We start from the raw sequence: 22,412 nt of genomic DNA on the forward strand, positions 1-22,412 counted from the left end.
CAGGCCCGGCGGGCGTCACCCCCCGCGCAGCGCCCGGCGCATGATCTTGCCGGTCGCCGTCATGGGCAGTTCGTCGACGAAGGCCACCTGCCGGGGGGCGACATGGGGCGAAACCTTGTCGCGCACCCGCTGGATCAACGCGTCGGCAAGCCCGTCGCGCGCCGCGCCCGCACGCAGCACCACGTAGGCCTTCACCACCTCCCCCCGCGTCTCGTCAGGCACGCCCACGGCCGCCGCCATCACCACGTCGGGATGACCCGTGAGGCAGGTCTCGATCTCTGTCGGCCCGATCCGGTAACCGGCCGAGGAAATCACGTCGTCGTCGCGGCTCACGTAGGTGAAGTAGCCGTCCGCATCCATCACGCCCAGGTCGCCGGTGCGCATCCAGTCGCCGATGAACTTCTCCGCCGTCTTCTCCGGCAGGTTCCAGTAGCCCAGGGACATGACCGGGTCCGGGCGCTTCACCGCGATCTCGCCCACCGTGCCGGGCGTCACCTCGCGCCCCTCGGCGTCGAGGATCGCCACGTCGTGGCCGGGCACCGCCTGCCCCATGCTGCCGGGCCGAACCTCCATCGATCCGGCGCAGGAAGCGAGCACCAGGTTGCACTCGGTCTGGCCGTAGAACTCGTTGATCGTGACGCCGAGCGCGTCGCGCGCCCAGTCGAGCAGGTCCGCCCCCAACGCCTCCCCGCCCGACCCGATGGTGCGGATATCGACGCCTTCCGGCACCTCCGCCTGGCGCATGAGCTTGAGCGCGGTGGGCGGCAGGAACAGGTTGCGCACCTTCTGGCCGGCGATCAGGCGGTAGGCCTCGGCCGCGTCGAACTTGCGCATCCGGCAGGAGACGAGCCGCACGCCGTGGTAGAGGCACGGCATCGCCATATCCATGAGCCCCCCGATCCAGGCCCAGTCGGCGGGCGTCCAGCCGACGTCGCCGGGCTGGGGAAAGCCCTCGTGGTGCAGTTCCACCGACGGCAGGTGGCCGACCAGGAAGCGATGCGCATGAAGCGCGCCCTTGGGCGGTCCGGTCGTCCCTGAGGTGTAGATGATGACTGCCGGGTCCTCGGCCCCCGCGCGCTCCGGCGCGACGGGCGTGGCTGCCTGAAGTTCCGCCCAGAAATCGCGGCCCTCGCCGTCGCCGACCACGAAGACCGCCTCGAGCGCCGGCAGGTCGCCGCGGATCGAGGCCAGCTTGTCGGCCCCCGCGGCATCCGTGACCACCACCCTGGCGCCGCTGTCGCCCAGCCGGAAGGCCAGCGCGTCCGGCCCGAAAAGCGAGAACAGCGGGATCGAGATCGCCGCGCGTTTCCAGGTGGCCAGGTGGGCGATCAGCGTCTCGGGCGACTGGCCCAGCAGCACGCCCACCCGATCGCCGCGCCCGATACCGGCCCGGGCCAGCACCGCGGCCATCCGGTCGGAGGCATCGGCAAGTTCGCCGAAGGTCCAGTCGCGCGTCTCGTCGCCCATGTGGGTGAGCGCAACGCGCCCGGGTTCGTCGCGCGCCCAGCTGTCACAGCACGCCTCGGCCATGTTGAAGTCATCCGGGATATCCCAGCGAAACCCGGCGCGCAGGGCGGCCCAGTCCCCCGGTCCCCCGACGACCCGCCGGTCCGTCATCGCGCGTAGACGGTCAGCGTGTGAAGCCCCGCCAGCCCGACCTCGAGCAGCCGCAGCGCGGGGAGCGAAATCCGGCTCCCGGCCGTCGGCGGCCCATCGAGCGGACGAAGCTCGAGCTGCACCGACTTGCCGTTCTCGGCCACCACGCGCCCCGGCGTCACCGCGGTGACGAGCGGCGTTGCCATCCAGATGCCCGGCTCCGTCGGGCTGCCCAGAGACGCGACGGTGGTCCCCAGTTCACGCTCGCCCGCGGGCTCCGGTGCGGCCAACGCGGCGCTGCGCTCTTCCTCCGTCGTGGTGTCGAGCGCGTCCTCGGTGTTCGCATCCGGCGGCGGCGCGTTGGGCGCACGGGCCTCGGGCGTGGTCACGTTTGCGGCAGGGCGCAGGAACTCGGGCATCGACGAACAGCCCGCAAGCCCCAGAACGGCAATCAGAACAAGGTGTTTCATGGGAAAAGCTTACGACCTAAGCCCCATCCGGCCAAGAGGGGATAACGCTTGCCCCGGCCGCAGCGCGCCCCTACGTTTGAGGGATGGAGACGACACCGCTCATCGACCCGTTCCAGCGCCCGATCACCTATCTCAGGCTGTCGGTCACGGACCGCTGCGATTTCCGCTGCACCTACTGCATGGCGGAGAACATGACGTTCCTGCCGAAGAAGGAGCTTCTGACGCTCGAGGAACTCGACCGCGTCTCGACCGCCTTCATCGGCCTTGGCGTGAAGAAGCTGCGCATCACGGGCGGCGAACCGCTCGTGCGCCGCGACATCATGGAATATTTCCGCGCCATGTCGCGCCACCTCGACTCGGGCGCGCTGGACGAGCTGACGTTGACCACCAACGGCTCACAGCTCGAACGGTTCGCCGGCGAACTGGCGGACGCGGGCGTGCGCCGCGTGAACATCTCGATGGACAGCCTCGATCCGCAGAAATTCGCCGACATCACCCGGCGCGGCGACCTCGCGAAGGTCATCCGCGGCCTCGACGCGGCGCAAGAGGCGGGTCTTCGCATCAAGATCAACGCGGTGGCGCTCAAGAATTTCAACGAGGACGAGCTCTTCACGCTGACCGAATGGTGCGCCGAGCGCGACATGGACCTCACCTGGATCGAGGTCATGCCGATGGGCGACATCGGCAACGAGAACCGGCTCGACCAGTACTGGCCGCTCACCGACCTGCGCGAGCGGCTTGAAGAGCGCTACACGGTCACGCCGCTGGCCGAACGCTCCGGCGGGCCCGCGCGTTACGTCCGGCTCGAGGAGACCGGGCAGAAGATCGGTTTCATCACCCCGCTCACGCACAATTTCTGCGAAAGCTGCAACCGCGTGCGCATGACCTGCACGGGCGAGCTCTACATGTGCCTGGGGCAAGAGGACCGCGCCGACCTGCGCCAGCCGCTGCGCGAACATCCGGACACCGACGAACCGCTCGTGGCCGCGATCCGCGAGGCGATCACGCGCAAGCCCAAGGGTCACGATTTCGACTATTCCCGCCAGCGCGCGGACGGCCAGGTCTCACGCCACATGAGCCACACCGGGGGCTGATCCCTCGCCTTGATGGCCTGAAGAACAAAAGAGCGTGCGACGCCAGCCGCACGCCTTTTTCTTGCGCAAGGCCCGCCTCAGGCGGCCGGCATCCGGCGCTCCACGATCTCGGCCCACCAGCTGCAGCCCGCCGGGATCGCCTCGTCGTTGAAGTTGTATTCCGGGTGGTGCACCGGCGCGGTGTCGCCATTGCCCACGAGAATGTAGGCCCCCGGCCGCGCCTCGAGCATGTAGGCGAAATCCTCGCCCCCCATGATCGGGTCCGCCTCGGCGGTTTCCTTCCCGGTGACGGCCTGCGCCACCTCGGCTGCAAAGGCCGTCTGCTCCTCGGAGTTCACCATCACCGGGTAGCCCGGCAGGTATGTGAAATGCGCCTTGGCCCCGAACCCGGACGCAATGCCCTCGGCCAGCGCGCGCACGCGTTCCGGGGCGGCCTCGCGCACGTCCGCGTCATGGGTGCGGATCGTGCCCTTCATGTGCACGCGCTGCGGGATCACGTTGTAGCTGTCGCCCTCGGTCTGCATCGCGGTGACGCTCACCACCACGTGCTTGACCGGGTCCACGTTGCGGCTCGCGATGGTCTGGAGCGCGGTGATCACGTGGCTTGCGACCACCGTCGGGTCGATCCCTTCGTGGGGCTTGGCGGCATGGCTGCCGGTCCCCTCGATCGTCAGGTCGAACTGGTCGGTCGCGGCAAAGAAGCCGCCCGCGCGGATCTGGAACTCGCCGGTCGGCACCCCGGGCCAGTTGTGCATGCCAAAGACCTCCTGGATGCCCCAGCGGTCCATCATCCCGTCCTCGACCATCTCGCGGCCCCCGCCGCCGCCCTCTTCGGCAGGTTGGAAGATCACCACGCAGGTGCCGTCGAAATTGCGGGTCTCGGCCAGGTACTGCGCCGCGCCCAGCAGCATCGAGGTGTGCCCGTCGTGCCCGCAGGCGTGCATCAAGCCTTCCGTGCCCGAGGCGTAGGGCAGCCCCGTCGCCTCCTTGATCGGCAGCGCGTCCATGTCGGCGCGCAGGCCGATCACCTTGCCGCGGGTGTCCGACCGGCCCTTGATGACGCCCACGACGCCGGTGCGCCCGATCCCCTCGACCACCTCGTCACAGCCGAAGTCCCGCAGCTTCTCGGCCACGAGGCCGGCGGTGCGGTGGGTGTCGAACAGAAGCTCGGGGTTGGCGTGAATGTCCTGGCGCCATGCGGCGATGTCGCCGTGCAATTCGGCGAAGCGGTTCTTGATGGGCATGAGGGTCTCCTTTGCACGGAATCTGTGCCCGGTCCCTCGGACAGTCAAGCGGCCTTACTCCTCGAAGAGCCGCCCCTGCCCCGACGTCCGCGGCGCCTCGAGCCCGAGGTGACGCCAGGCCAGATGGCCCAGCAGACGCCCGCGCGGGGTGCGCTGGATCAGGCCCTGCTGCAGGAGATACGGCTCGATCACCTCCTCGAGCGCATCGCGGCTTTCCGACAGCGCCGCCGCCATCGTCTCGATCCCCACCGGGCCGCCGCCGTAATGCTCCGCCATCAGCGTGAGATACCGCCGGTCGGCCCCGTCGAGCCCGAGATGATCGACCCCGAGGCGCGTGAGCGCGTTGTCCGCGATCTCGCGCGTGATGCGACCGTCGCCCTCGACCACGGCGAAGTCGACCACCCGGCGCAGCAACCGCCCGGCGATGCGCGGCGTGCCGCGCGCCCGTTTCGCGATCTCGAGCGCGCCTTCCGCCTCGGCGGGTGCCCCCATCTTGACCGCGTTCTTGGTCACGATCTGGTTGAGTTCCTCGACCGTATAGAACTGCAGCCGCGTTGGAATGCCGAACCGATCCCGCAGGGGCGTCGTCAGCAGGCCCAAGCGCGTGGTGGCGCCCACCAGCGTGAAGGGCTGCAACTCGATGCGCACGGTGCGCGCGGCCGGCCCCTCGCCGATGACGAGATCGAGCTCGAAATCCTCCATCGCCGGGTAGAGCACTTCCTCGACCACCGGGTTCAGCCGGTGGATCTCGTCGATGAAGAGCACGTCGCGCGCTTCGAGGTTCGTGAGAATCGCCGCCAGGTCGCCCGCTTTCGCAAGCACCGGGCCCGAGGTCATGCGGAAGTTCACGCCCAGCTCGCGCGCCATGATCTGCGCAAGCGTCGTCTTGCCCAGGCCGGGGGGGCCGTGAAACAGCGCGTGATCCATCGCCTCGCCCCTCCGCCGCGCGCTTTCGATGAAGACACGCAGGTTCGCGCGGGCCTCGGCCTGGCCGATGAAATCGTCCAGGAGCTGCGGGCGCAGCGCCCGGTCGGTATCCTCGGGCATCGGCTCGGGACGCAGGGTGGGGTCAGGCTCGGTCATGTCTCTCTCGCGGCCAGAGCGAAGTCGCCCGTCGGGCGGATGAGCGTTCCATCTTCCCTACCCCTTCGGCGCCAAGAGCTTCAAGGCCGCGCGGATGAGCCCGGCCGTGTCGAGGGCCGGGTCCTCGCCCAGTGCCGTGGCCACAGCGCCCGCCGCCTCGCCGGGCGCGTAGCCCAGGTTCGCGAGCGCCGAGAGCGCCTCCTGCTGGGCGGAGTTCGATGGCGCGGGCGCCGGGGCGGCGGTCGTCGGGGCCACGGGGGCCGTGTCGGTTTCGACCAGCGCATCGTCGTCCGGTGCGGCGGTGGCCGTCGGCCCCGCGCCCATCGCCATGACCGTGGGTGCCTTGTCCTTGAGTTCGTTGACCACCCGCTGCGCGGTCTTGGGCCCCAGGCCCTTCGCGGCCTTCACGGCGTTCCAGTCCCCCAGCGCGATCGCCCGGCTCACGCCGCCCGCGCCCAGCGTGCCCAGGATCGCGATCGCGGCCTTGGCCCCGATGCCCTGCACCGTCATCAGGAGGCGGAACCATTCCTTCTCCACGAGCGAGGTGAACCCGTGCAGCTGCATCAGGTCCTCACGCACGATCATGTCGGTGTAGAGCGCCACCGCCGCCCCGGGTCCCGGCAGCGCCGCGAGCGTGCGGTCCGAGACGTGGACGATGTAGCCCACGCCGCGCACGTCGATCAGCACGTGATCGTCGCCCTTGTAGTCGATCCGGCCCGACAGCTTTCCGATCATGCCCGCACCTTCGCGACCGCCTGCGCGAGCCGGTCGCCGGCGCGTGCATGGTGGGCATGGCAAAGCGCGATGGCCAAGGCGTCGGCCGCGTCCGGCCCCGCGATCTCGATCCCCGGAAGCTGCAGGCGCACCATGTGGTCGATCTGGCGCTTGTCGGCATGGCCCACGCCCACCACCGTCTTCTTCACGGTGTTGGGCGCGTATTCGCCCACCGAAATCCCGGCGCGCGCTGGCACCAGCATCGCGATCCCGCGCGCCTGGCCCAGCTTGAGCGTACCGGCCCCGTCCTTGTTCACGAAGGTCTGCTCGACCGCCGCCGTGTCGGGCGCGAGCCGGGTGATCACCGCGCTCAGCGCGTCGAAAAGCGCGAGCAGCCGGTCGGCCATCGCCGTGCCCGTGCCGTGACAGACACCGTTCTCCACGTGCGATATGCGCGAGCCCTCGACCTCGATCACGCCCCATCCGAGGTTTCGCAACCCCGGGTCGATGCCCATTACCCGCATGTTGACTGCCCTTCGTGTTCTTGTTGCCCGGAAACTAGCACGAAACGGGAACATCTGCCAAGAACCAAGGGCGTGGCCGTTCGCCATGCACGGGCGGCAAGGGTCCCATTCCCAAATGGCATTTGTGCGCACGCGGCCGCCCCCCTATTTCCCGCTGGTCCGCAGGATAGTTTTCAAACCGCCCAATTTCCGGGCAAGGAGCGCCACCATGGCCATCGAAGCCACCACTCACGGGCCCGCAGATCTGATGACGCGCGTGGCCCACCTCACCGCCGACCTGTGGGTCGCCCTCAAGCGTCGCCACGCCGAGCGCGAAACCCGGCGCATTCTCGCGTCGCTGTCGGACGCGCAGCTCGACGACATCGGGGTGATGCGCGGCGACCTGCTGCGCTGATCCGGTCCGCCGGTTCCATTGAAAAAGGCCGCTCCCCGGGAGCGGCCTTTTTTGTCGGTCTTCGCGGTGACAGGGGGCCGGTCGTCCGGCCCGCCCCGTCACTCTTCGACGGGCAGCGCCACGAAGCGCGGGTCGCCGCCCCGGCGCACCAGGAGCAGGATCGACTGCCGCCCGCCATCGCGCGCCGCTTCGATCCGGTCCTCGAGATCCCCGATCGTGGTGAGCCGTTCCTGCCCCGCCTCGGTGATCACGTCACCTTCGACGAGACCCTTTTCCGCGGCGGCACTGTTCGGGTCCACCGCCGTGATCACGATCCCTTCGGCGCCCGCATCGAGCCCGAGCTCTTCGCGCAGCGCGTCGGTCATCTCCGACAGGGTCAGGCCGAGCACGGTCTTCTCCGCAACCTCGGGCGCCGGCGCTTCCGGCTCCTCGGTCTGCTCGTCGGCGGCCAGCGCTTCTTCGCGGCGGCCCAGCGTCACGCGGACCGTCTGGGTCTGGCCGTCGCGCAGGATCACCACGCGCACGGTCTCGCCCACGCCGGAGTTGCCGACGATGCGCACCAGTTCCCGGGTGTCGGTCACGTCCTGTCCGCCGAAGCTCAGGATCAGGTCGCCGGCCTGGATGCCCGCGTCCATCGCGGGGCCTTCCGGCACGTCCGTGACAAGCGCGCCCTTGGTGGAGTCGAGCCCCATCGCCTCGGCCACATCCTCGGTCACGTCCTGGATGCGCACACCCAGCCAGCCGCGCCGCGTCTCGCCGTACTCCTTGAGCTGGTCGACCACGCGGGTCACCACGTTCGAGGCCATCGCGAAGCCGATCCCGATCGAGCCGCCATTGGGCGACAGGATCGCGGTGTTCACGCCCACGACCTGCCCCTGCATGTTGAACAGCGGCCCGCCCGAGTTGCCCCGGTTGATCGCCGCGTCGGTCTGGAGGAAATCGTCGTAGGTGCCCTGGAGCTCACGCCCCCGGGCCGAGATGATGCCCGCGGAGATCGAGAACCCCTGGCCCAGCGGGTTGCCCATCGCCAGCACCCAGTCACCGACCCGGATCGCGTCCGAATCGCCGAAGGCCACGTAGGGCAGCGGCTGGTCGGTCTCGACCTTGAGAAGCGCGATGTCGGTGTTGGGATCGGTGCCCACCACCTCGGCGTCGAGCTCGCCGCGATCACCGAAGAACTCGATGACGATCTCGTCGGCGCCCTCGATGACGTGGTTGTTGGTGACGATGTAGCCGTCCTCGGAAATCACGAAGCCGGACCCGAGCGCGGAAGAGCGGCGCGTGCGCGGCGGCTCCCCCTCCCCGTTGCGATCGAGGAAATCCCGGAAGAAATCCTCGAACGGCGAGCCTTCCGGCACCATCGGTGCGGGACCCGTGTCCTGGGCCACGACGGTCGCCGTGGTGATGTTGACCACGGCCGGGCTCACCTTCTCGGCCAGGTCCGCAAAGCTCGTCGGCCGGGTCTGCGCGTTTGCGGCGGCCGTCAGGGCCAGCACGGCCGCGGCCATCATGGCAAAGAACGTTGCGATCAATTTGGGGTTCGGACGGGCCTGGGCCCTTGCCTGCGCTTTCACTGCGGTCTCCTCTGACATCCTCGCCATTGGTTGTCTCCATCTTTCCAGATCGGACGCGGGCGGCGCAACGCAATCTTCATCGAGAGCCGTCACGCCCCCGTGACACGGCGACGCGCCGCCTATCCCCGCACGAGCCAGATCAGCACCACCCCGGCCGCCACGGCGAACAGCCCGATCAGCCGCCGCTGCTCACGCGACAGGGTCGCGATGGCGGCGAGCAGCTGATCCAGCCGGCCGGGCAACAGGGCGAAGACCAGGCCCTCGATCACGAGGACCAGGCCCAGCCCGGTCAAGGCCCAGGTCATTGACCGACGTTTTGCTCGGTCTCGTCCGGCTCACCGGGGGCCAGGTCGCCCTCCGGCGCAGCGTCCGCTTCGTCCTGCGTGGTCGACGCCTCGGCCTCCGGCTCGGGAAGCGTGGGCGCCACGCCCGTGTCCAGCGCCGCCCGGTCGGACTTCAGGTAGTTGAAGAACTGGCTGTCCGGCGAGATCACCATCGTCGAGTTGTCGCCCGTGAGCGAACGCTCGTAGGCCCGCATGGAGCGGTAGAAGGCGAAGAACTCCGGGTCGCGCCCGAACGCGTCGGCGAAGATCGCGTTGCGCTCGGCGTCGGCTTCACCACGGATGATGTCGGCCTGGCGCTGCGCGTCCGAGGTGGTTTCGACCACGGTCCGGTCGGCCTGGGCGCGCAGGCGCTGCGCGGCCTCGTTACCACGGGCGATCTCGTCGGCCGCCTCACGCTGACGCTCGGCCCGCATCCGTTCGAAGGTCGCGGCGAGGTTCTGCTCCGGCAGGTCCGCGCGCTTGATGCGCACGTCGATGACCCGGACGCCCAGCGCGGCCGCCTCGTCGCGCGACTGGTCGCGGATCTGGTTCATCAGCGCGACACGGTCGACCGACAGCACGGCGTCGGAGGGCACGCCACCCAGCACTTCGCGCAGCTCGGCGTTCAGGATCCGCTCGAGACGGTTACGCGCCCCGGTGATGCCCGACGCGCCAACGGCACGGCGGAACTGCGTGGCATCCTCGATCCGCCAACGCGCGAACGCGTCGACGACCAGGCGCCGGTCGTCCGCCGGCGTCACCTCGAGCGGCTGGGTGTCCAGCGGCAGGATGCGGTCGTCGTACTTGGCGATTTCGTGCAGCACGGGCACCTTGAAGTAGAGGCCCGGTTCGCCGATTTCGGCGGTCACTTCACCGAACCACAGGCGCAGGGCCTTTTCGCGTTCGTCCACGATATAGAACGAATTCAGGCCGATGAAGACGAGGACTGCGAGCAGCCCGAGAATGACATAGGAACGACGCATCAGTTCGAGCCTCCCGACGTGGTGGTGCTGTTGGTGGTGGACTGACGGCGCAACTCGTTGAGCGGCAGGTAGGGCACGACGCCCTGCTCCCCTCCGGCGCCTTCGTCGATGATGATCTTGTCGACATCACCCAGCACGCGTTCCAGCGTTTCGATGTAAAGGCGGCGACGGGTCACTTCCGGCGCCTTGGCGTATTCTTCGTAGACCGAGACGAAGCGCTGCGCCTCACCCTGGGCCTCGTTGACCACCTGCGCCCGGTAGGCTTCGGCCTGTTCGAGCGTCTGCGCGGCTTCACCACGGGCCTCGGCGACCACGCGGTTGGCGTAGGCGTCCGCCTGGCTCTGGAGCGTGTCGCGGGTCTGTTCGGCCGCCTGCACCTCGCGGAAGCTGTCGATGACCTCGCGCGGCGGGTCGGCGCGGTCGAAGTTGACACGCACGATGTTCACGCCGGAGTTGTAGCTGTCGAGCGTCGACTGGATCAGCTCCTGAAGCTCCTGGGCGATGACGCCCCGGTCGCGGTTCAGGATCGGCGCCAGCGACGAGCGCGAGATGATCTCGCGCATGGCCGATTCCGACACCGCGCGGATGGTGTTCACCGGGTCCGCGACGTTGAAGACGAATTTCTCGACGTCGCCGATGTTCCAGACCACCTGGTAGTCGATGTCGACGATGTTCTCGTCGCCGGTGAGCATCAGCCCCTCGTCGGTGCCGACCCCGATGTCCTCGGTGTTCTCGCGCGTGACGGGGTAGATTTCCTTGGTCACGATCGGCCACGGGGCGAAGTTCAGACCCTCGTTGCCGACCTGGTACCGCTCACCGAAGAGAAGTTCGACCGATTGCTCGGAGGTGTCGACGCGGTAGAAGCTCGCGAAGAGCCACATCGCGACCAGCGCCAGCACCACGATCAGGATCGAGGACCGCGTGAAGCGCGGGCCCTGCGAGCCGCCGTCGCCCCCGCCGCCCCGGTTGTTTCCCTTGCCGCCCATGAGCACGCGGAGCTGTTCCTGCCCCTTGCGCATCAGGTCGTCGAGCTCGGGAACGTTGCCGCCCTGTTGCCCGGGGCGCCGGTTGCCGCCCCGCTGTCCGTTGCGGTCATCGTGTCCGTTCGATCCACCATTCTGTCCGCCGCGGTTTCCACCGCCACCCCAGGGTCCGCCGCTATCGCTGGCCATATGTTCGAGTTCCTCCAAAGACTGTCCGCCCATAACTGGCGGCTGAGGGCTTGTTTTTCAAGCCGGATCACGGGGCGATCACGGCCGCTTTTCCCGTGGTCAGGTGCTGCGCGTGGGCGTCTTCATCAGCACGATCTCCTCGGCCATCGTGGGATGGACCGCCACCGCGGCGTCGAAATCCGACTTGGTCGCACCCATCTTTACCGCCACGCCGGCGATCTGGATCATCTCGCCCGCCCCGTCCGCGACGATGTGGCACCCCAGCACGCGCTGGGTTTGCTGGCTCACGATGAGCTTGAAGAGCGCCTTCTCGTCGCGGTCGATGAAGCTCTTCTGCATCGGGCGGAAGCTGGCGACGTAGACATCGACCGGCTCCTGCGCGCGTGCTTCTTCCTCGGTCAGCCCGACGCAGCCGTATTCCGGCTGGGTGAAGACGGCCGAGGCGACGAGTTCGTGGTCCGGCCTGGTCGGGTTGCCCTTGAACACGGTCTCGACGAAAGCCGCGCCCTCGCGGATCGCGACCGGCGTGAGCGCGATGCGGTCGGTCACGTCGCCCACCGCGTAGATCGAGGGCACCGAGGTCTGGGAATACGCGTCCACCACGATCTCGCGGTTGCGGCCCAGTTCGACCCCGGCGTCCTCGAGCCCGATGCCTTCGGTGTTGGGCGCGCGGCCCGTGGCCCACAGAACCTCGTCCACCATGACCTTGTGCTCGTTCGTGCCCAGCGCACGCACCCGGCCCTCGGCCTTCTCCAGCGCCTCGGGCGACACGCCCACGCGCAGGTCGATGCCCTGGGCCATCATCATTTCGGCGATGTGCCCGCGCACCTCGTCGTCGAAGCCGCGCAGGATCTGCGGGCCCCGGTGCCACTGCGTCACCTCGACACCCAACCCGTTCAGGATGCAGGCGAATTCACAGGCGATATAGCCGCCGCCGACGATCAGGATCTTCTCCGGCAGGTGGTCGAGGTTGAAGATCTCGTTCGACGTGATCCCCAGCTCGGCCCCCGGAAGATCGGGAATGAAGGGCCGCCCGCCGGTCGCCACGAGAATGTGCTTGGCGGTGTAGCTGCGCCCGTTCGACAGCTCGACCGTGTGCGGGTCGCGGATCACGGCGCGCGCGTCGAAGATGTCGGTGCCGGGACGGGCGAGGTTCGTGCGGTAGATGTTCTCGAGCCGGCTGAGCTCGGCATGGAGCTTGGGGCGGAAGGCGAGCCAGTCGAAGGTTCCGTCGCCCATCTCCCAGCCGAAATCGCGCGCCTCGCCCACGGCCGGGCCGAACTTGGAGGCGAAGACCATGAGCTTTTTCGGCACGCAGCCCCGGATCACGCAGGTGCCCCCCATCCGGAACTCCTCCGCCAGCGCAACGCGCGCCCCGGTTTCCGCCGCCACCCGTCCCGCGCGCACGCCGCCGGACCCGCCACCGATCACGAAGAGGTCGTAGTCGAATGTGCTCATCTGTCTTCCCTTCCGAACCTGTCGGGGGGCGATATTCCACACATTGCAATGGGATGCCAGCCGCCCGCGCACACGGAGCCGTCAGCGCACCACTCGGGGGGCCAGCCCCCCGAACCCCCAGAGGTATTTTGAAAACAGAGAAAGGGACCGCCCCTTCATCTTTCGGGAAATACGCCGGAGGGGGTGCGGGGGAGGCAGCGCCTCCCCCGCCCGAGTCGACGCGGGCCGCGCCCGCGGCGATCAGATGTCGGTGAAGAGGTTCTCGGCGTCGGCGAATTCCACGAAACCGTCGTCGCGGGTGCCCTCGTTGATGTCGATCACCTCGACCTTGCCGTCCTGGTGGCCGATCACGACCTTGTCGCAGATGTCTATGAAGAGCCCGTTCTCGACCACGCCGGGGATCTGGTTGAGCACCATCGTCAACTGGCGGGGATCGCCGATGCGCTGCAGGTGCAGGTCGATGATGTGGTTGCCTTCGTCGGTGACGAAGGGCGCCTCGCCGTTCATGCGCAGCGAACCGGTCTGCCCCAGCACGTCGAGGGCCGCGAGCGTCTCCTCGATCAGCGCCTTCGAGGTCTGCCAGCCGAACGGGATGACCTCGACCGGGAGCGGGAAGGCGCCCAGGTGCTCGACCTGTTTCGACGGGTCGGTGATCACGACCATCATGTCCGAGGCGGTCGCCACGATCTTTTCCTGCAGGAGCGCCCCGCCCCCGCCCTTGATGAGGTTGAGATCGGCGTCGAATTCGTCGGCCCCGTCGATGGTCACGTCGAGCCAGCGCGCCTCGTCGAGGCTCACGACCTTGATGCCCACCTGGCGCGCGAGCTCGGCGGTGCGCGTCGAGGTGGGCACGCCGGAGATCTTCAGACCCTCCTCGCGGACGCGCTCGCCCAGGCAGCGCACCATCCACGCGGCCGTGGACCCGGTGCCCAGCCCCACGCGCATCCCGTCCTCGACGAAATCCACGGCGCGCTTGGCGGCGACGAACTTGGCGGTATCTATGGGAGAGAGGTTCGAGGGCATGGCAATTCCTGTAGGCAAAGCGGATTCCCCGGCCTTATAGGCAAAAGCCCGCCGCGCGGCGAGAGTGAAAGCGCGGGAGCGCGAGGCTTGCGCCCTGCCCCGGCCGGGGTCATATCGGCGCGGCGGGGCGATGCGCGCCACGCGCAACGGCAACGCAACGCGGATCGGGCAGCCCCGGGATCATGAAACGCTTCGGATACCTCGTACTCGGCTGGGCCGCCGTCGCGCTGGGCGGGCTCGGCGTCGTGCTGCCGGGACTGCCCACGACGCCCTTCCTGCTGGTCGCCGCCTTCGCCTTCGGCAAGGGCAGCCCGCGCATGCGCGCCTGGCTGGTGGACCATGCCCATCTCGGCCCGCCGATCCGCAACTGGGAAGAGCGCGGCGCCATTTCGCGCCGGGCCAAGGTGTTGGCCGTCTCGATGATGGCCGCGCTCTTCGTCCTGTCGATCGTCCTCGGGCTCGCGCCATGGATTCTGGTCGTCCAGGGCCTGTGCATGGGCGGGGCGGCCGTCTTCGTGCTCACCCGGCCGGAGTGAGCATCTCCATCGCGAGGCAGGCCTCGATCGCCGCATCGAGGTGCTCGACCGGCATTATGACCAGCAGCCCGGGGCCGGAGCTTTCGATCTCGACCCGCCCCGCCGCCGCGTTCGACGTGCCGACGCGGCCGAGCGGCGACAGGACGATGTCCTCGAAGGACCAGCGCAGGCCCGCAAGCCGGACCCGCAATTCGGCCAGCGGGAAGACCGACACCCGCGTCCCCTCCGGCACGTCGAGCGTCACCGCGCGTGGCACGTGGAAGCAGATGTCCTGTTCGCCCACGAGAATGCAGCGCCGGTGCGCCCAGCGCACGAGCGCATTGTAACAGGCAAGCTCGTGGTCCAGCCGCTTGCCCATGAACCCGGCCCCCAGCACCAAGGGCGCGTCGATCGCCAGGAGCGCCTTGTCGAAATCCGTGGTATCCTGGTCGTCGACGAAATGGATCGTCTCGGGAGCGAGCCGCGCGCGCGTCACGTCGTCGAGCGAGTCGAGATCCCCGATCACCGCGTCGGGCGTCAGCCCCGCCGCCAGCGCCGGACGCGCGGCCCCGTCGCAGACCACCAGATTCGGCGCGCGCGCCAGCAGAAGCTCCAGAACGCCCGCGGTCAAGTTGCCCCCACCTAGCAAGGTGACTTTTTCCGCATACGGTGAAATACCGGGAATTATGGCCATATTTGTATCCATGTTGGAAACTCTTCACATTTCCGTCTCGAAAAAATACCGCCTTTATCGCGGTTTTGTGCAATTTCGCGGGACGGGCCGTGATACACCCTTCTTTGCTGGATCGGGGGAGAAAGCGAGTATTAGATGGTGAGTTCGAGCAGGATCCTCACTGTATCATACGGCACGTTCAGCTGCACGCTGGAGGGATTCGACGATCCCTTCTCGACGATGCGCTCGATTGCCGAGTATTTCCGCGACCTTGCGGCCGACGACCGGTATTTCGGGGCCGAGCCGCCGCAGCCGGATGCCGAGATGCTGCACCAGATCGCCGAGCGCGAGATCAAGCGCCGTGTCGAGGCGCAGGTGAGCGACAACGGCGTCATTCTGCGCCAGGCGCAGGAAGAACCCAAAGCCGCGGCCGGTCTGCTCACCGGTGGTGCGGCCCGGACCGACACCCGCGACGACGCGACCGCTGAGGAGGCCCGCCGGCAGGAGGCCGAGGCGGACGCCGAACGCCGCGCCGCACAGGCCGAGCGCGAGGCCGAGGAACGCCGCGCGGCCCGCGAGGCCGCCGAAGAGGCTGCGCGCCGCGAGGAAGAAGAGGCCGCGCGCAAGGCCGCCGAAGAGGAAGCCGCCCGCCAGGCGGAAGAGGCAGCCGCACGCAAGGCGGCCGAAGAGGCCGCGGAACAGGCGCGCCTCGAAGAGGAAGAGGCCCGCCGCGCCGCCGAGGAAGAGGCCGCGCGCCAGCGCGCCGAGGCCGAGGCGGAAGCCGCCACCAGCGAGCGCATCAGCCGTATCCACGCCGTCGTCGACAACACGACGGACGACGAGGCGGAGTACGACGACGATTACGCCGAGGACGAGCACGCCGAGGATTACTTCGGCGCGACGGCCGATGACGACGGGCTCGACGACATTCTCGAACAGGCGATGGTCGCCGAGGAAGAGGACGAGGCCGCGCCGACCGAAGCCGAGGCGGAGACAGCCGAGGACGAGGACGACGATATCTCGGCCATGCTGGACCGCCTGTCGGCCGAGGACGAAGACGACACCGCGCCTGAACCGGAAACCACGCCGGAGCCTGCCGCGCGCGCGACCGACGAGGCGCCCGCGAAGCCCCGCCGCCCCGTGGCGCGCGTGGTGCGCGTGCGCCGTCCTTTCGGTCGTGACGCCGAGACCACGCCGCGGCCCGCCGCCAACGCGCAAGCCGCCGACGAGACCGCCGAGGAGCCGGAGGATTTCACCGTTCCCGGCGACAGCACGCTCGACCCGGACGCCGAAGCCGCCCTCGCCGCCGAGCTGGCCGCCGTCGAGCGCGACTCGGGTGCGACCGAGTACGCGACCGATCTTGGCGAGGACGAGGACTGGTTCGAGGCGGACGAGACCGCGGAAGCCGAAGAGGCGTTCGAGGACGAGGACGACTGGGACGAGGACGATGCCCAGGACGACGACATCCAGCCGCGCGGACACCGCAACGCCTTCGACGATGTCGACATGGGCGAAACCGACCGCGCCATCGACCGCATCCTCGAGAAGACCAACACGCAGCTCGCCTCCGGCGAAAGCTCGCGCCGCCGCAACGCGATCCAGCATCTCAAGGCGGCCGTGCAGGCCAAGCGCGCCGACAAGGACGAGGTGGACGACGCGCTCGAATCGATCGATCCGACGCCGCTGCGCGGAGACGATTACCGTGACGACCTCGCCCGCGTGGTCCGCCCGCGCCGCCCGCAGCAGGACGGGGGCAAGCCCAAGCGCCGCCTCGCGCCGCTGGTGCTGGTGTCCGAGCAGCGCATCGACGAAGACGACCGCGACGATGGCGAAACCATCGCCCGTCCGGCCGCGGCGACCCGCCCGGCCCGGCCCGTGCGCCCCGTGCGCCCGCGCCGCGTGGGCAAGTCCAACCTGGCCATGCAGGCCCGCAGCGAAGACGCGCAGGAAGACGAGGGCGAGGCCGCGAGCGCGGACATGTCCACCGGCTTCCGCGCCTTCTCGGCCGACCTGGGCGTTGAAGGGATCGAGGATGCGCTGGAAGCGGCGACCGCCTTCGTGACGCAGGAAGTGGGCCGCCCGTGGGCCACGCGTCCGCAGATCCTGTCGCTGGCCCTCGCCGTCACGCATGACGTCGACCGGGAAGAGGCGCTGGCGAGTTTCGCGCAGCTCCTGCGCTCGGGGGCGATCGAGAAGATCGACCGGGGCCAGTTCGTGCTGACCGAGAACAGCTTGTATTACGAGTGATCGGCACCCTTGTTGCCGAGCGTTAAGCGGGGCCCTCGTGGCCCCGTTTTTTCATGTCCGCCTCAGAGCCGCCGCGCGGAGACCATCGTTGCCGGGAACGGCACGCGCCACGTGCCCGCGCCCGCCCCGAATACCTCCCGCACCTGCCCGGTCATCGCGTCGCGGATGGCCGCGCGGGCCTCCGGGTCCTGGGCCTGGAGCAGCATCGCGGCGCGCACGGTGGCGGTTTCGAAGATGTCGGGGAAATGCCCCGGATCGGACAATTCGAACGCCGCGTCGAGGTCGGCGAAGACCGGCGCGTCGAACCCGGCAGCCGCGAGCACGTCCGTCGCCGCCGAACGGCGCGAGAACAGGTGGAAATCGGGGGCCGGCGGGGCGCGTGACGGGTCGCCATGCGCCTTCATCGCGCCGAAGAAGACCTGGAAGGTGGGCGACACCTCGGCTTCGCGCCAGGACGTGAGGGCCGCGACGCCCCCGGGACGCAGGACGCGCGCGATCTCGGCCAGGGCTGCCGCCGGGTCCGGCAGATGGCCGAAGCCCACGTTGCACACCACCGCGTCGAACCGGTCGTCGGCAAAGGGAAGATCCGCCGCGTCGCCTTCCACGAAGTCCGCCTCCGGCACGTGGCGGCGCGCGCGGTCCAGCATGGCGGGTGAGAAATCGAGGCCCGTGACCTCCATCCCGGCATCGACAAGATGGCGCGTCGCGTTTCCGTGCCCGCAGCACAGGTCCAGGACCGGCCCGGCGCCCGTCACCGCGGCGACGAGCGGCGGGATCAATTGGTCGGCGGCGGGAGCGAAGAGCGCGATGTAAGCGTCGGCGCGTCCGTCATCGGACCATCCGGACTTCTCGGCGGCGGCAAAGTCGTCATAGTCCATCGGCCCGTTTCCCTTCCACGCAATGCCCGAGCATACCACAAGACAGGCAATCGGCAGAAGTGCGGCGGGACGGCCGCCCCCGAAACGCGAAGCGGGGCCTGACCGGCCCCGCTCTTCACGTCCCGTCGTCCTCGTCTTCCGGCGGGGCCGCGGCCACGCCTTTGAAGAGGTTCTTGAACGGGAAGATCCAGACCACGCCCAGCACCACGAAGACGGCCAGCTCCACCAGCACGTTGTCGCGGCTCACGAGGTCGGCGAGGTTCACCGCGATGATGATCCAGATCGGCAGACCGACCACCAGCACGAAGATCGCCCAGCGCTTGCGGGCTTTGTGGGACAGGGCCATGTGCGTTCTCCTTCGCAGGGGCTACGCGATCAGTCGGCGAACGGATCGGTTACGAGGATCGTGTCCTCGCGCTCCGGGCTCGTCGAGAGAAGCGCCACGGGGCATTCGATCAGCTCTTCGACCCGGCGCACGTACTTGATCGCCGCCGCAGGAAGGTCGGCCCAGCTGCGCGCGCCCTCGGTCGATTCGCTCCAGCCTTCGAGCTCTTCGTAGATGGGCTGGCAGCGCGCCTGCTCCTCGGCCGCCGTGGGGAGGTAGTCGAGCCGCTTGCCGTCAAGCTCGTAGGCCACGCAGATCTTCAGCGTCTCGAACCCGTCGAGCACGTCGAGCTTGGTGAGGCAGATGCCGTTCATGCCCGAGATCGCGCAGGTCTGGCGCACGAGGGCGGCGTCGAACCAGCCGCAGCGGCGCTTGCGCCCGGTGGTGGTGCCGAATTCGTGGCCCCGTTCGCCCAGCCGCTGGCCGTCGTCGTCGAAAAGCTCGGTCGGGAACGGCCCCTCGCCCACGCGGGTGGTGTAGGCCTTCACGATCCCCAGCACGTAGTCGATGCCGCCGGGTCCCACGCCCACGCCGGTCGCCGCCTGCCCCGCGATCACGTTCGAGGAGGTGACGAAGGGATAGGTGCCGAAGTCGATGTCGAGCAGCGCGCCCTGCGCCCCTTCGAAGAGGATGCGCTTGCCGGCCTTGCGCTGCTCGTTGAGCACCTTCCAGGCGGGCGCGGCGTATTGCAGGATCTCCGGGGCGATCTGCTTGAGCTTGGCGATCAGCGCCTCGCGGTCGATCTCTTCGACACCCAGCCCCTTGCGCAGCGGGTTGTGGTGCTGGAGCGCCCGGTCGACCCGCGCCTCGAGCGTCGCGTCGTCGGCGAGGTCGGCCACCCGGATCACCCGGCGCCCCACCTTGTCTTCATAGGCCGGGCCGATGCCACGCCCGGTGGTGCCGATCTTCGTGCCCTTCGATGCGGCCTCTTCGCGCGCCCGGTCGAGTTCGCCGTGGAACGGCAGGATGAGCGGGGTGTTCTCGGCGATCATCAGCGTCTCGGGGGTGATGTCGACGCCCTGCCCGCGGATCGTCTCGATCTCGGACACCAGGTGCCAGGGGTCCAGCACCACGCCGTTGCCGATGACCGAAAGCTTGCCGCCGCGCACCACGCCGGAGGGCAGCGCGTGCAGCTTGTAGACATTGCCGTCGATGACGAGCGTATGGCCGGCGTTGTGCCCGCCCTGGAACCGGCAGATCACGTCGGCCCGTTCGCTGAGCCAGTCGACGATCTTACCCTTGCCCTCGTCACCCCACTGGGCACCCACGACAACAACGTTGGCCATGCTTCTCTCCTGCGCTGAACCGGCCCCCGTATAGCGACCGCCGCGGGGACATGAAACAGGCTTTTCTGACGCGCCCGGGCGCGTGTTCGGCCTGCTTGCAGGACGGCCACGGGCGGCGTCCCGGCGCCGGCGGTTCCGGCCTGTCCCGGCCGGCGGGCGGGATCGGGGGTTGCGACCGCGCGCCGTTCCTCCTAGATAGCGCCATCGAAACACTGACACCGGAAGCCCCATGGAAAACGTCCTTCTCGTCGTCCTTCTCCTGCTCGCGCTGTCGCTGATCGGCGTCGTGCTCCTGCAACGCTCCGAAGGCGGCGGGCTTGGCATGGGTGGTGGCGGCGGCGGCGGCGCGATGTCCGCGCGCGGCGCGGCCACGGCGCTGTCGAAGCTGACCTGGATCCTGGGCATCGCCTTCCTGGCCTGCTCGCTCGCGCTGACGATCATCTCGGCGCGCAGCACCGCGGACAGCTCGGTCACCGATCTGATCTCGACCCCGGCCAACGAACCGGCGGATGAGACGGCCCCGGCCGCACCGGCGCTTCCGGACGTCACCGACATGATGCCGTCGCAGTCGGGCGACCAGCCCACCGACGCTCCGGCCGCCCCGCCGCGCGCCGACTGAACCGATCTTCGCTGACCCCGCCCGACCCGGGCGGGGCGCTTTCGCACCACTCTACAACCTGTTGATAGGCCGGAAAAACCGGCCACAGCATATTGCGGTTTGCTTGTCAGACAGCGGGGAATCGGCTATTCCGGAGTCCCGTGATGATGGGTTTTTGGGCCGGTGTCCGCGACACCCCCGAACCGCATCCAACCAAAAACATCACGGGGGCAGCCCTTTCATGGCACGTTACATCTTCATCACCGGCGGCGTCGTTTCCTCGCTTGGAAAAGGGCTGACGGCGGCGGCGCTCGGCGCGTTGCTCCAGGCCCGCGGCTTCACGGTCCGCATGCGCAAGCTCGACCCGTACCTCAACGTCGATCCGGGCACGATGTCGCCCTTCGAGCACGGCGAGGTCTTCGTGACCGACGACGGGGCCGAGACCGACCTCGACCTCGGGCATTACGAACGCTTCACCGGCGTCTCGGCCCGGGCCACGGATTCGATTTCGTCGGGCCGGATCTACACCAACGTGCTCGAGAAGGAGCGCCGGGGCGACTACCTGGGCAAGACGATCCAGGTCATTCCGCACGTCACCAATGAAATCAAGGACTTCATCGAGATCGGCGACGACGAGGTCGATTTCATGCTCTGCGAGATCGGCGGCACGGTCGGCGACATCGAGGCCCTGCCCTTCTTCGAGGCCATCCGCCAGTTCAGCCAGGAACGCCCGCGCGGCCAGTGCATCTTCATGCACCTGACGCTGCTGCCCTACCTCGCGGCCTCCGGCGAGCTGAAGACCAAGCCCACCCAGCACAGCGTGAAGGAGCTGCGCTCGATCGGCATCGCGCCCGACGTGCTGGTCTGCCGCGCCGAGCACCCGATCCCGGAGAAGGAACGCGCCAAGATCGCGCTCTTCTGCAACGTGCGCCCCGACAGCGTGATCCCGGCCTACGACCTGAAGTCGATCTACGAAGCGCCGATGGCCTACCACAACATGGGGCTGGACCAGGCGGTGCTCGACGCCTTCCAGATCAGCCCGGCCCCGAAGCCCGACCTCAGCCGCTGGGAGGATGTCGAGGACCGCATCCATAACGCCGAGGGCGAAGTGAAGGTCGCCATCGTCGGCAAGTACATCCAGCTCGAGGACGCCTACAAGTCCATCAAGGAGGCCCTGACCCACGGCGGCATGGCCAACCGGGTGAAGGTCACGACCGAATGGGTCGATGCCGAGATCTTCGAGAAGGAAGACCCCGCCCCGCACCTCGAAGGCTACCACGCGATCCTCGTCCCCGGCGGCTTCGGCGAACGCGGAACCGAGGGCAAGATCCGCGCCGCGCAATTCGCGCGCGAGCACAAGGTCCCCTACCTCGGCATCTGCCTGGGCATGCAGATGGCCGTGATCGAAGCCGCGCGCAACGTGGTCGGGATCAAGGACGCGGGCTCCGAGGAATTCGACCACGAGGCCGGGAAATCGCGCTTCACGCCGGTCGTCTACCACCTCAAGGAATGGGTGCAGGGCAACTACACCGTCAAGCGCAAGGTTTCCGACGACAAGGGCGGCACCATGCGCCTTGGCGCCTACACCGCCGCGCTCACCGAGGGTTCGAAGGTGGCCGAGGTCTACGGCAGCACCTCGATCGAGGAACGCCACCGCCACCGCTACGAGGTCGACATCAAGTACCGCGAGGAGCTCGAGGCCAAGGGGCTCGTCTTCTCCGGCATGTCGCCCGACGGCCGCCTGCCCGAGATCGTCGAGTGGAAGGACCACCCGTGGTTCATCGGCGTGCAGTATCACCCGGAGCTGAAGTCGAAACCCTTCGCCCCCGCGCCGCTCTTTGCCGACTTCGTGCGCGCGGCGATCGAACAGGAAAGGCTCGTGTGATGGCGAAAGGATACTGGATCGGACGCGTCGACGTGCAGGACGACGAGGCTTACGGCGCCTACATCGCGGCCAACAAGGCCGCCTTCGACAAGTTCGGCGCGCGCTTCCTGGTGCGCGGCGGGCAGTTCGAAGCCCGCGAGGGCACGCCGCGCTCACGCAACGTCGTGATCGAGTTTCCCAGCTACGCCGACGCGATCGCCTGCTACGACAGCCCCGAATACCAGACCGCCAAGGCCCTGCGCGACCCGGTGTCGGAGGGCGACCTGGTCATCATCGAGGGCTACGACGCCTGA

At 68.6% G+C, this 22,412-nt stretch carries 23 protein-coding genes; 7 read left to right on the forward strand and 16 right to left on the reverse strand.

All coding sequences use genetic code 11. The features are described from left to right. Window positions 1–15: 15 nt before the first annotated feature. Both GQE99_RS13895 and GQE99_RS13900 read right to left on the reverse strand, forming a co-directional pair. The gene (locus GQE99_RS13895; RefSeq protein ID WP_161352230.1) at window positions 16–1,617 is read right to left on the reverse strand and encodes an AMP-binding protein; all 1,602 of its coding nucleotides are present in this window, start codon (window positions 1,615–1,617) and stop codon (window positions 16–18) included. Beyond that, the gene (locus GQE99_RS13900) at window positions 1,614–2,066 is read right to left on the reverse strand and encodes a D-galactarate dehydratase (RefSeq protein WP_161352231.1); all 453 of its coding nucleotides are present in this window, start codon (window positions 2,064–2,066) and stop codon (window positions 1,614–1,616) included. The genes GQE99_RS13895 and GQE99_RS13900 overlap by 4 nt, the downstream gene beginning before the upstream one ends. An 83-nt stretch (window positions 2,067–2,149) precedes the next feature. On the opposite strand from GQE99_RS13900, the gene moaA reads away from it, so the two are divergent. Beyond that, window positions 2,150–3,160, forward strand: a complete 1,011-nt coding sequence (moaA, locus tag GQE99_RS13905; protein WP_161352232.1) for a GTP 3',8-cyclase MoaA — start codon at window positions 2,150–2,152, stop codon at window positions 3,158–3,160. A 77-nt stretch (window positions 3,161–3,237) separates the two neighbouring features. Here moaA and GQE99_RS13910 read toward each other — a convergent pair whose 3' ends face one another. Genes GQE99_RS13910 through ruvC form a run of 4 tightly spaced genes read right to left on the reverse strand, consistent with a single transcriptional unit; the run spans window position 3,238 to window position 6,725 of the window. After that, complete coding sequence (locus GQE99_RS13910; protein ID WP_161352233.1) at window positions 3,238–4,404, reverse strand: M20 aminoacylase family protein; 1,167 nt, start codon at window positions 4,402–4,404, stop codon at window positions 3,238–3,240. 54 nt (window positions 4,405–4,458) lie between these two features. Continuing rightward, the gene (gene ruvB, locus GQE99_RS13915) at window positions 4,459–5,487 is read right to left on the reverse strand and encodes a Holliday junction branch migration DNA helicase RuvB (protein ID WP_161352234.1); all 1,029 of its coding nucleotides are present in this window, start codon (window positions 5,485–5,487) and stop codon (window positions 4,459–4,461) included. 57 nt (window positions 5,488–5,544) lie between these two features. Further along, window positions 5,545–6,222 (reverse strand): Holliday junction branch migration protein RuvA, encoded by a 678-nt coding sequence (gene ruvA, locus GQE99_RS13920; protein ID WP_161352235.1) that lies wholly within the window; start codon window positions 6,220–6,222, stop codon window positions 5,545–5,547. Further along, a complete protein-coding gene (ruvC, locus tag GQE99_RS13925) occupies window positions 6,219–6,725 on the reverse strand; it encodes a crossover junction endodeoxyribonuclease RuvC (protein WP_161352236.1) in 507 nt (168 codons plus the stop codon). The genes ruvA and ruvC overlap by 4 nt, the downstream gene beginning before the upstream one ends. Window positions 6,726–6,933: 208 nt before the next feature. Between ruvC and GQE99_RS13930 the strand changes: the two genes are divergently transcribed. Next, the gene (locus GQE99_RS13930) at window positions 6,934–7,119 is read left to right on the forward strand and encodes a DUF1127 domain-containing protein (RefSeq protein WP_202530807.1); all 186 of its coding nucleotides are present in this window, start codon (window positions 6,934–6,936) and stop codon (window positions 7,117–7,119) included. Between the two features lie 98 nt (window positions 7,120–7,217). On the opposite strand, the gene GQE99_RS13935 is transcribed toward GQE99_RS13930, so the two are convergent. From GQE99_RS13935 to rpiA, 6 genes are all read right to left on the reverse strand, one after another. After that, window positions 7,218–8,720, reverse strand: coding sequence for a DegQ family serine endoprotease (locus GQE99_RS13935; RefSeq protein ID WP_161352237.1), 1,503 nt, complete (start codon window positions 8,718–8,720; stop codon window positions 7,218–7,220). Between the two features lie 92 nt (window positions 8,721–8,812). Then, complete coding sequence (locus GQE99_RS13940; protein WP_161352238.1) at window positions 8,813–8,998, reverse strand: DUF2065 domain-containing protein; 186 nt, start codon at window positions 8,996–8,998, stop codon at window positions 8,813–8,815. Then, entirely contained in the window at window positions 8,995–9,999 is a 1,005-nt protein-coding gene (gene hflC / locus GQE99_RS13945; RefSeq protein ID WP_161352239.1) for a protease modulator HflC, read from the reverse strand. The genes GQE99_RS13940 and hflC overlap by 4 nt, the downstream gene beginning before the upstream one ends. Next, the gene (gene hflK / locus GQE99_RS13950; RefSeq protein WP_161352240.1) at window positions 9,999–11,171 is read right to left on the reverse strand and encodes an FtsH protease activity modulator HflK; all 1,173 of its coding nucleotides are present in this window, start codon (window positions 11,169–11,171) and stop codon (window positions 9,999–10,001) included. The genes hflC and hflK overlap by 1 nt, the downstream gene beginning before the upstream one ends. Before the next feature lie 99 nt (window positions 11,172–11,270). Then, the gene (gor, locus tag GQE99_RS13955) at window positions 11,271–12,629 is read right to left on the reverse strand and encodes a glutathione-disulfide reductase (protein ID WP_161352241.1); all 1,359 of its coding nucleotides are present in this window, start codon (window positions 12,627–12,629) and stop codon (window positions 11,271–11,273) included. Window positions 12,630–12,869: 240 nt separating this feature from the next. After that, complete coding sequence (gene rpiA / locus GQE99_RS13960; RefSeq protein WP_161352242.1) at window positions 12,870–13,652, reverse strand: ribose-5-phosphate isomerase RpiA; 783 nt, start codon at window positions 13,650–13,652, stop codon at window positions 12,870–12,872. A gap of 182 nt (window positions 13,653–13,834) precedes the next feature. Between rpiA and GQE99_RS13965 the strand changes: the two genes are divergently transcribed. Then, window positions 13,835–14,188 carry a YbaN family protein gene (locus tag GQE99_RS13965; protein WP_161352243.1) on the forward strand — a complete coding sequence of 118 codons (354 nt, stop codon included), beginning with the start codon at window positions 13,835–13,837 and terminating at the stop codon, window positions 14,186–14,188. Here the strand turns inward: GQE99_RS13965 and GQE99_RS13970 are convergent. Then, entirely contained in the window at window positions 14,172–14,798 is a 627-nt protein-coding gene (locus GQE99_RS13970; RefSeq protein WP_235917234.1) for a thiamine diphosphokinase, read from the reverse strand. The two genes, GQE99_RS13965 and GQE99_RS13970, sit on opposite strands and share 17 nt — an antisense overlap. Before the next feature lie 198 nt (window positions 14,799–14,996). Between GQE99_RS13970 and GQE99_RS13975 the strand changes: the two genes are divergently transcribed. Further along, on the forward strand, window positions 14,997–17,087 hold the full coding sequence (locus GQE99_RS13975) for a hypothetical protein (protein WP_161352245.1): 2,091 nt from the start codon (window positions 14,997–14,999) through the stop codon (window positions 17,085–17,087). A gap of 62 nt (window positions 17,088–17,149) precedes the next feature. On the opposite strand, the gene GQE99_RS13980 is transcribed toward GQE99_RS13975, so the two are convergent. The 3 genes from GQE99_RS13980 to GQE99_RS13990 all read right to left on the reverse strand — a co-directional run bounded on the left by GQE99_RS13980 (window position 17,150) and on the right by GQE99_RS13990 (window position 19,636). Further along, entirely contained in the window at window positions 17,150–17,965 is an 816-nt protein-coding gene (locus GQE99_RS13980) for a class I SAM-dependent methyltransferase (RefSeq protein ID WP_161352246.1), read from the reverse strand. Window positions 17,966–18,080: 115 nt separating this feature from the next. Continuing rightward, window positions 18,081–18,311, reverse strand: a complete 231-nt coding sequence (locus GQE99_RS13985; protein ID WP_161352247.1) for a DUF2842 domain-containing protein — start codon at window positions 18,309–18,311, stop codon at window positions 18,081–18,083. Between the two features lie 29 nt (window positions 18,312–18,340). Continuing rightward, window positions 18,341–19,636, reverse strand: a complete 1,296-nt coding sequence (locus GQE99_RS13990) for an adenylosuccinate synthase (RefSeq protein ID WP_161352248.1) — start codon at window positions 19,634–19,636, stop codon at window positions 18,341–18,343. A gap of 229 nt (window positions 19,637–19,865) precedes the next feature. Between GQE99_RS13990 and secG the strand changes: the two genes are divergently transcribed. The 3 genes from secG to GQE99_RS14005 all read left to right on the forward strand — a co-directional run bounded on the left by secG (window position 19,866) and on the right by GQE99_RS14005 (window position 22,412). Beyond that, on the forward strand, window positions 19,866–20,255 hold the full coding sequence (gene secG, locus GQE99_RS13995; RefSeq protein WP_161352249.1) for a preprotein translocase subunit SecG: 390 nt from the start codon (window positions 19,866–19,868) through the stop codon (window positions 20,253–20,255). Window positions 20,256–20,475: 220 nt separating this feature from the next. Continuing rightward, window positions 20,476–22,119, forward strand: coding sequence for a CTP synthase (locus GQE99_RS14000; protein ID WP_161352250.1), 1,644 nt, complete (start codon window positions 20,476–20,478; stop codon window positions 22,117–22,119). Next, the gene (locus tag GQE99_RS14005) at window positions 22,119–22,412 is read left to right on the forward strand and encodes a DUF1330 domain-containing protein (protein ID WP_161352384.1); all 294 of its coding nucleotides are present in this window, start codon (window positions 22,119–22,121) and stop codon (window positions 22,410–22,412) included. The genes GQE99_RS14000 and GQE99_RS14005 overlap by 1 nt, the downstream gene beginning before the upstream one ends.

This window comes from Maritimibacter harenae (genome assembly GCF_009882975.1).
GTDB classification, from domain to species: Bacteria; Pseudomonadota; Alphaproteobacteria; order Rhodobacterales; family Rhodobacteraceae; genus Maritimibacter; species Maritimibacter harenae.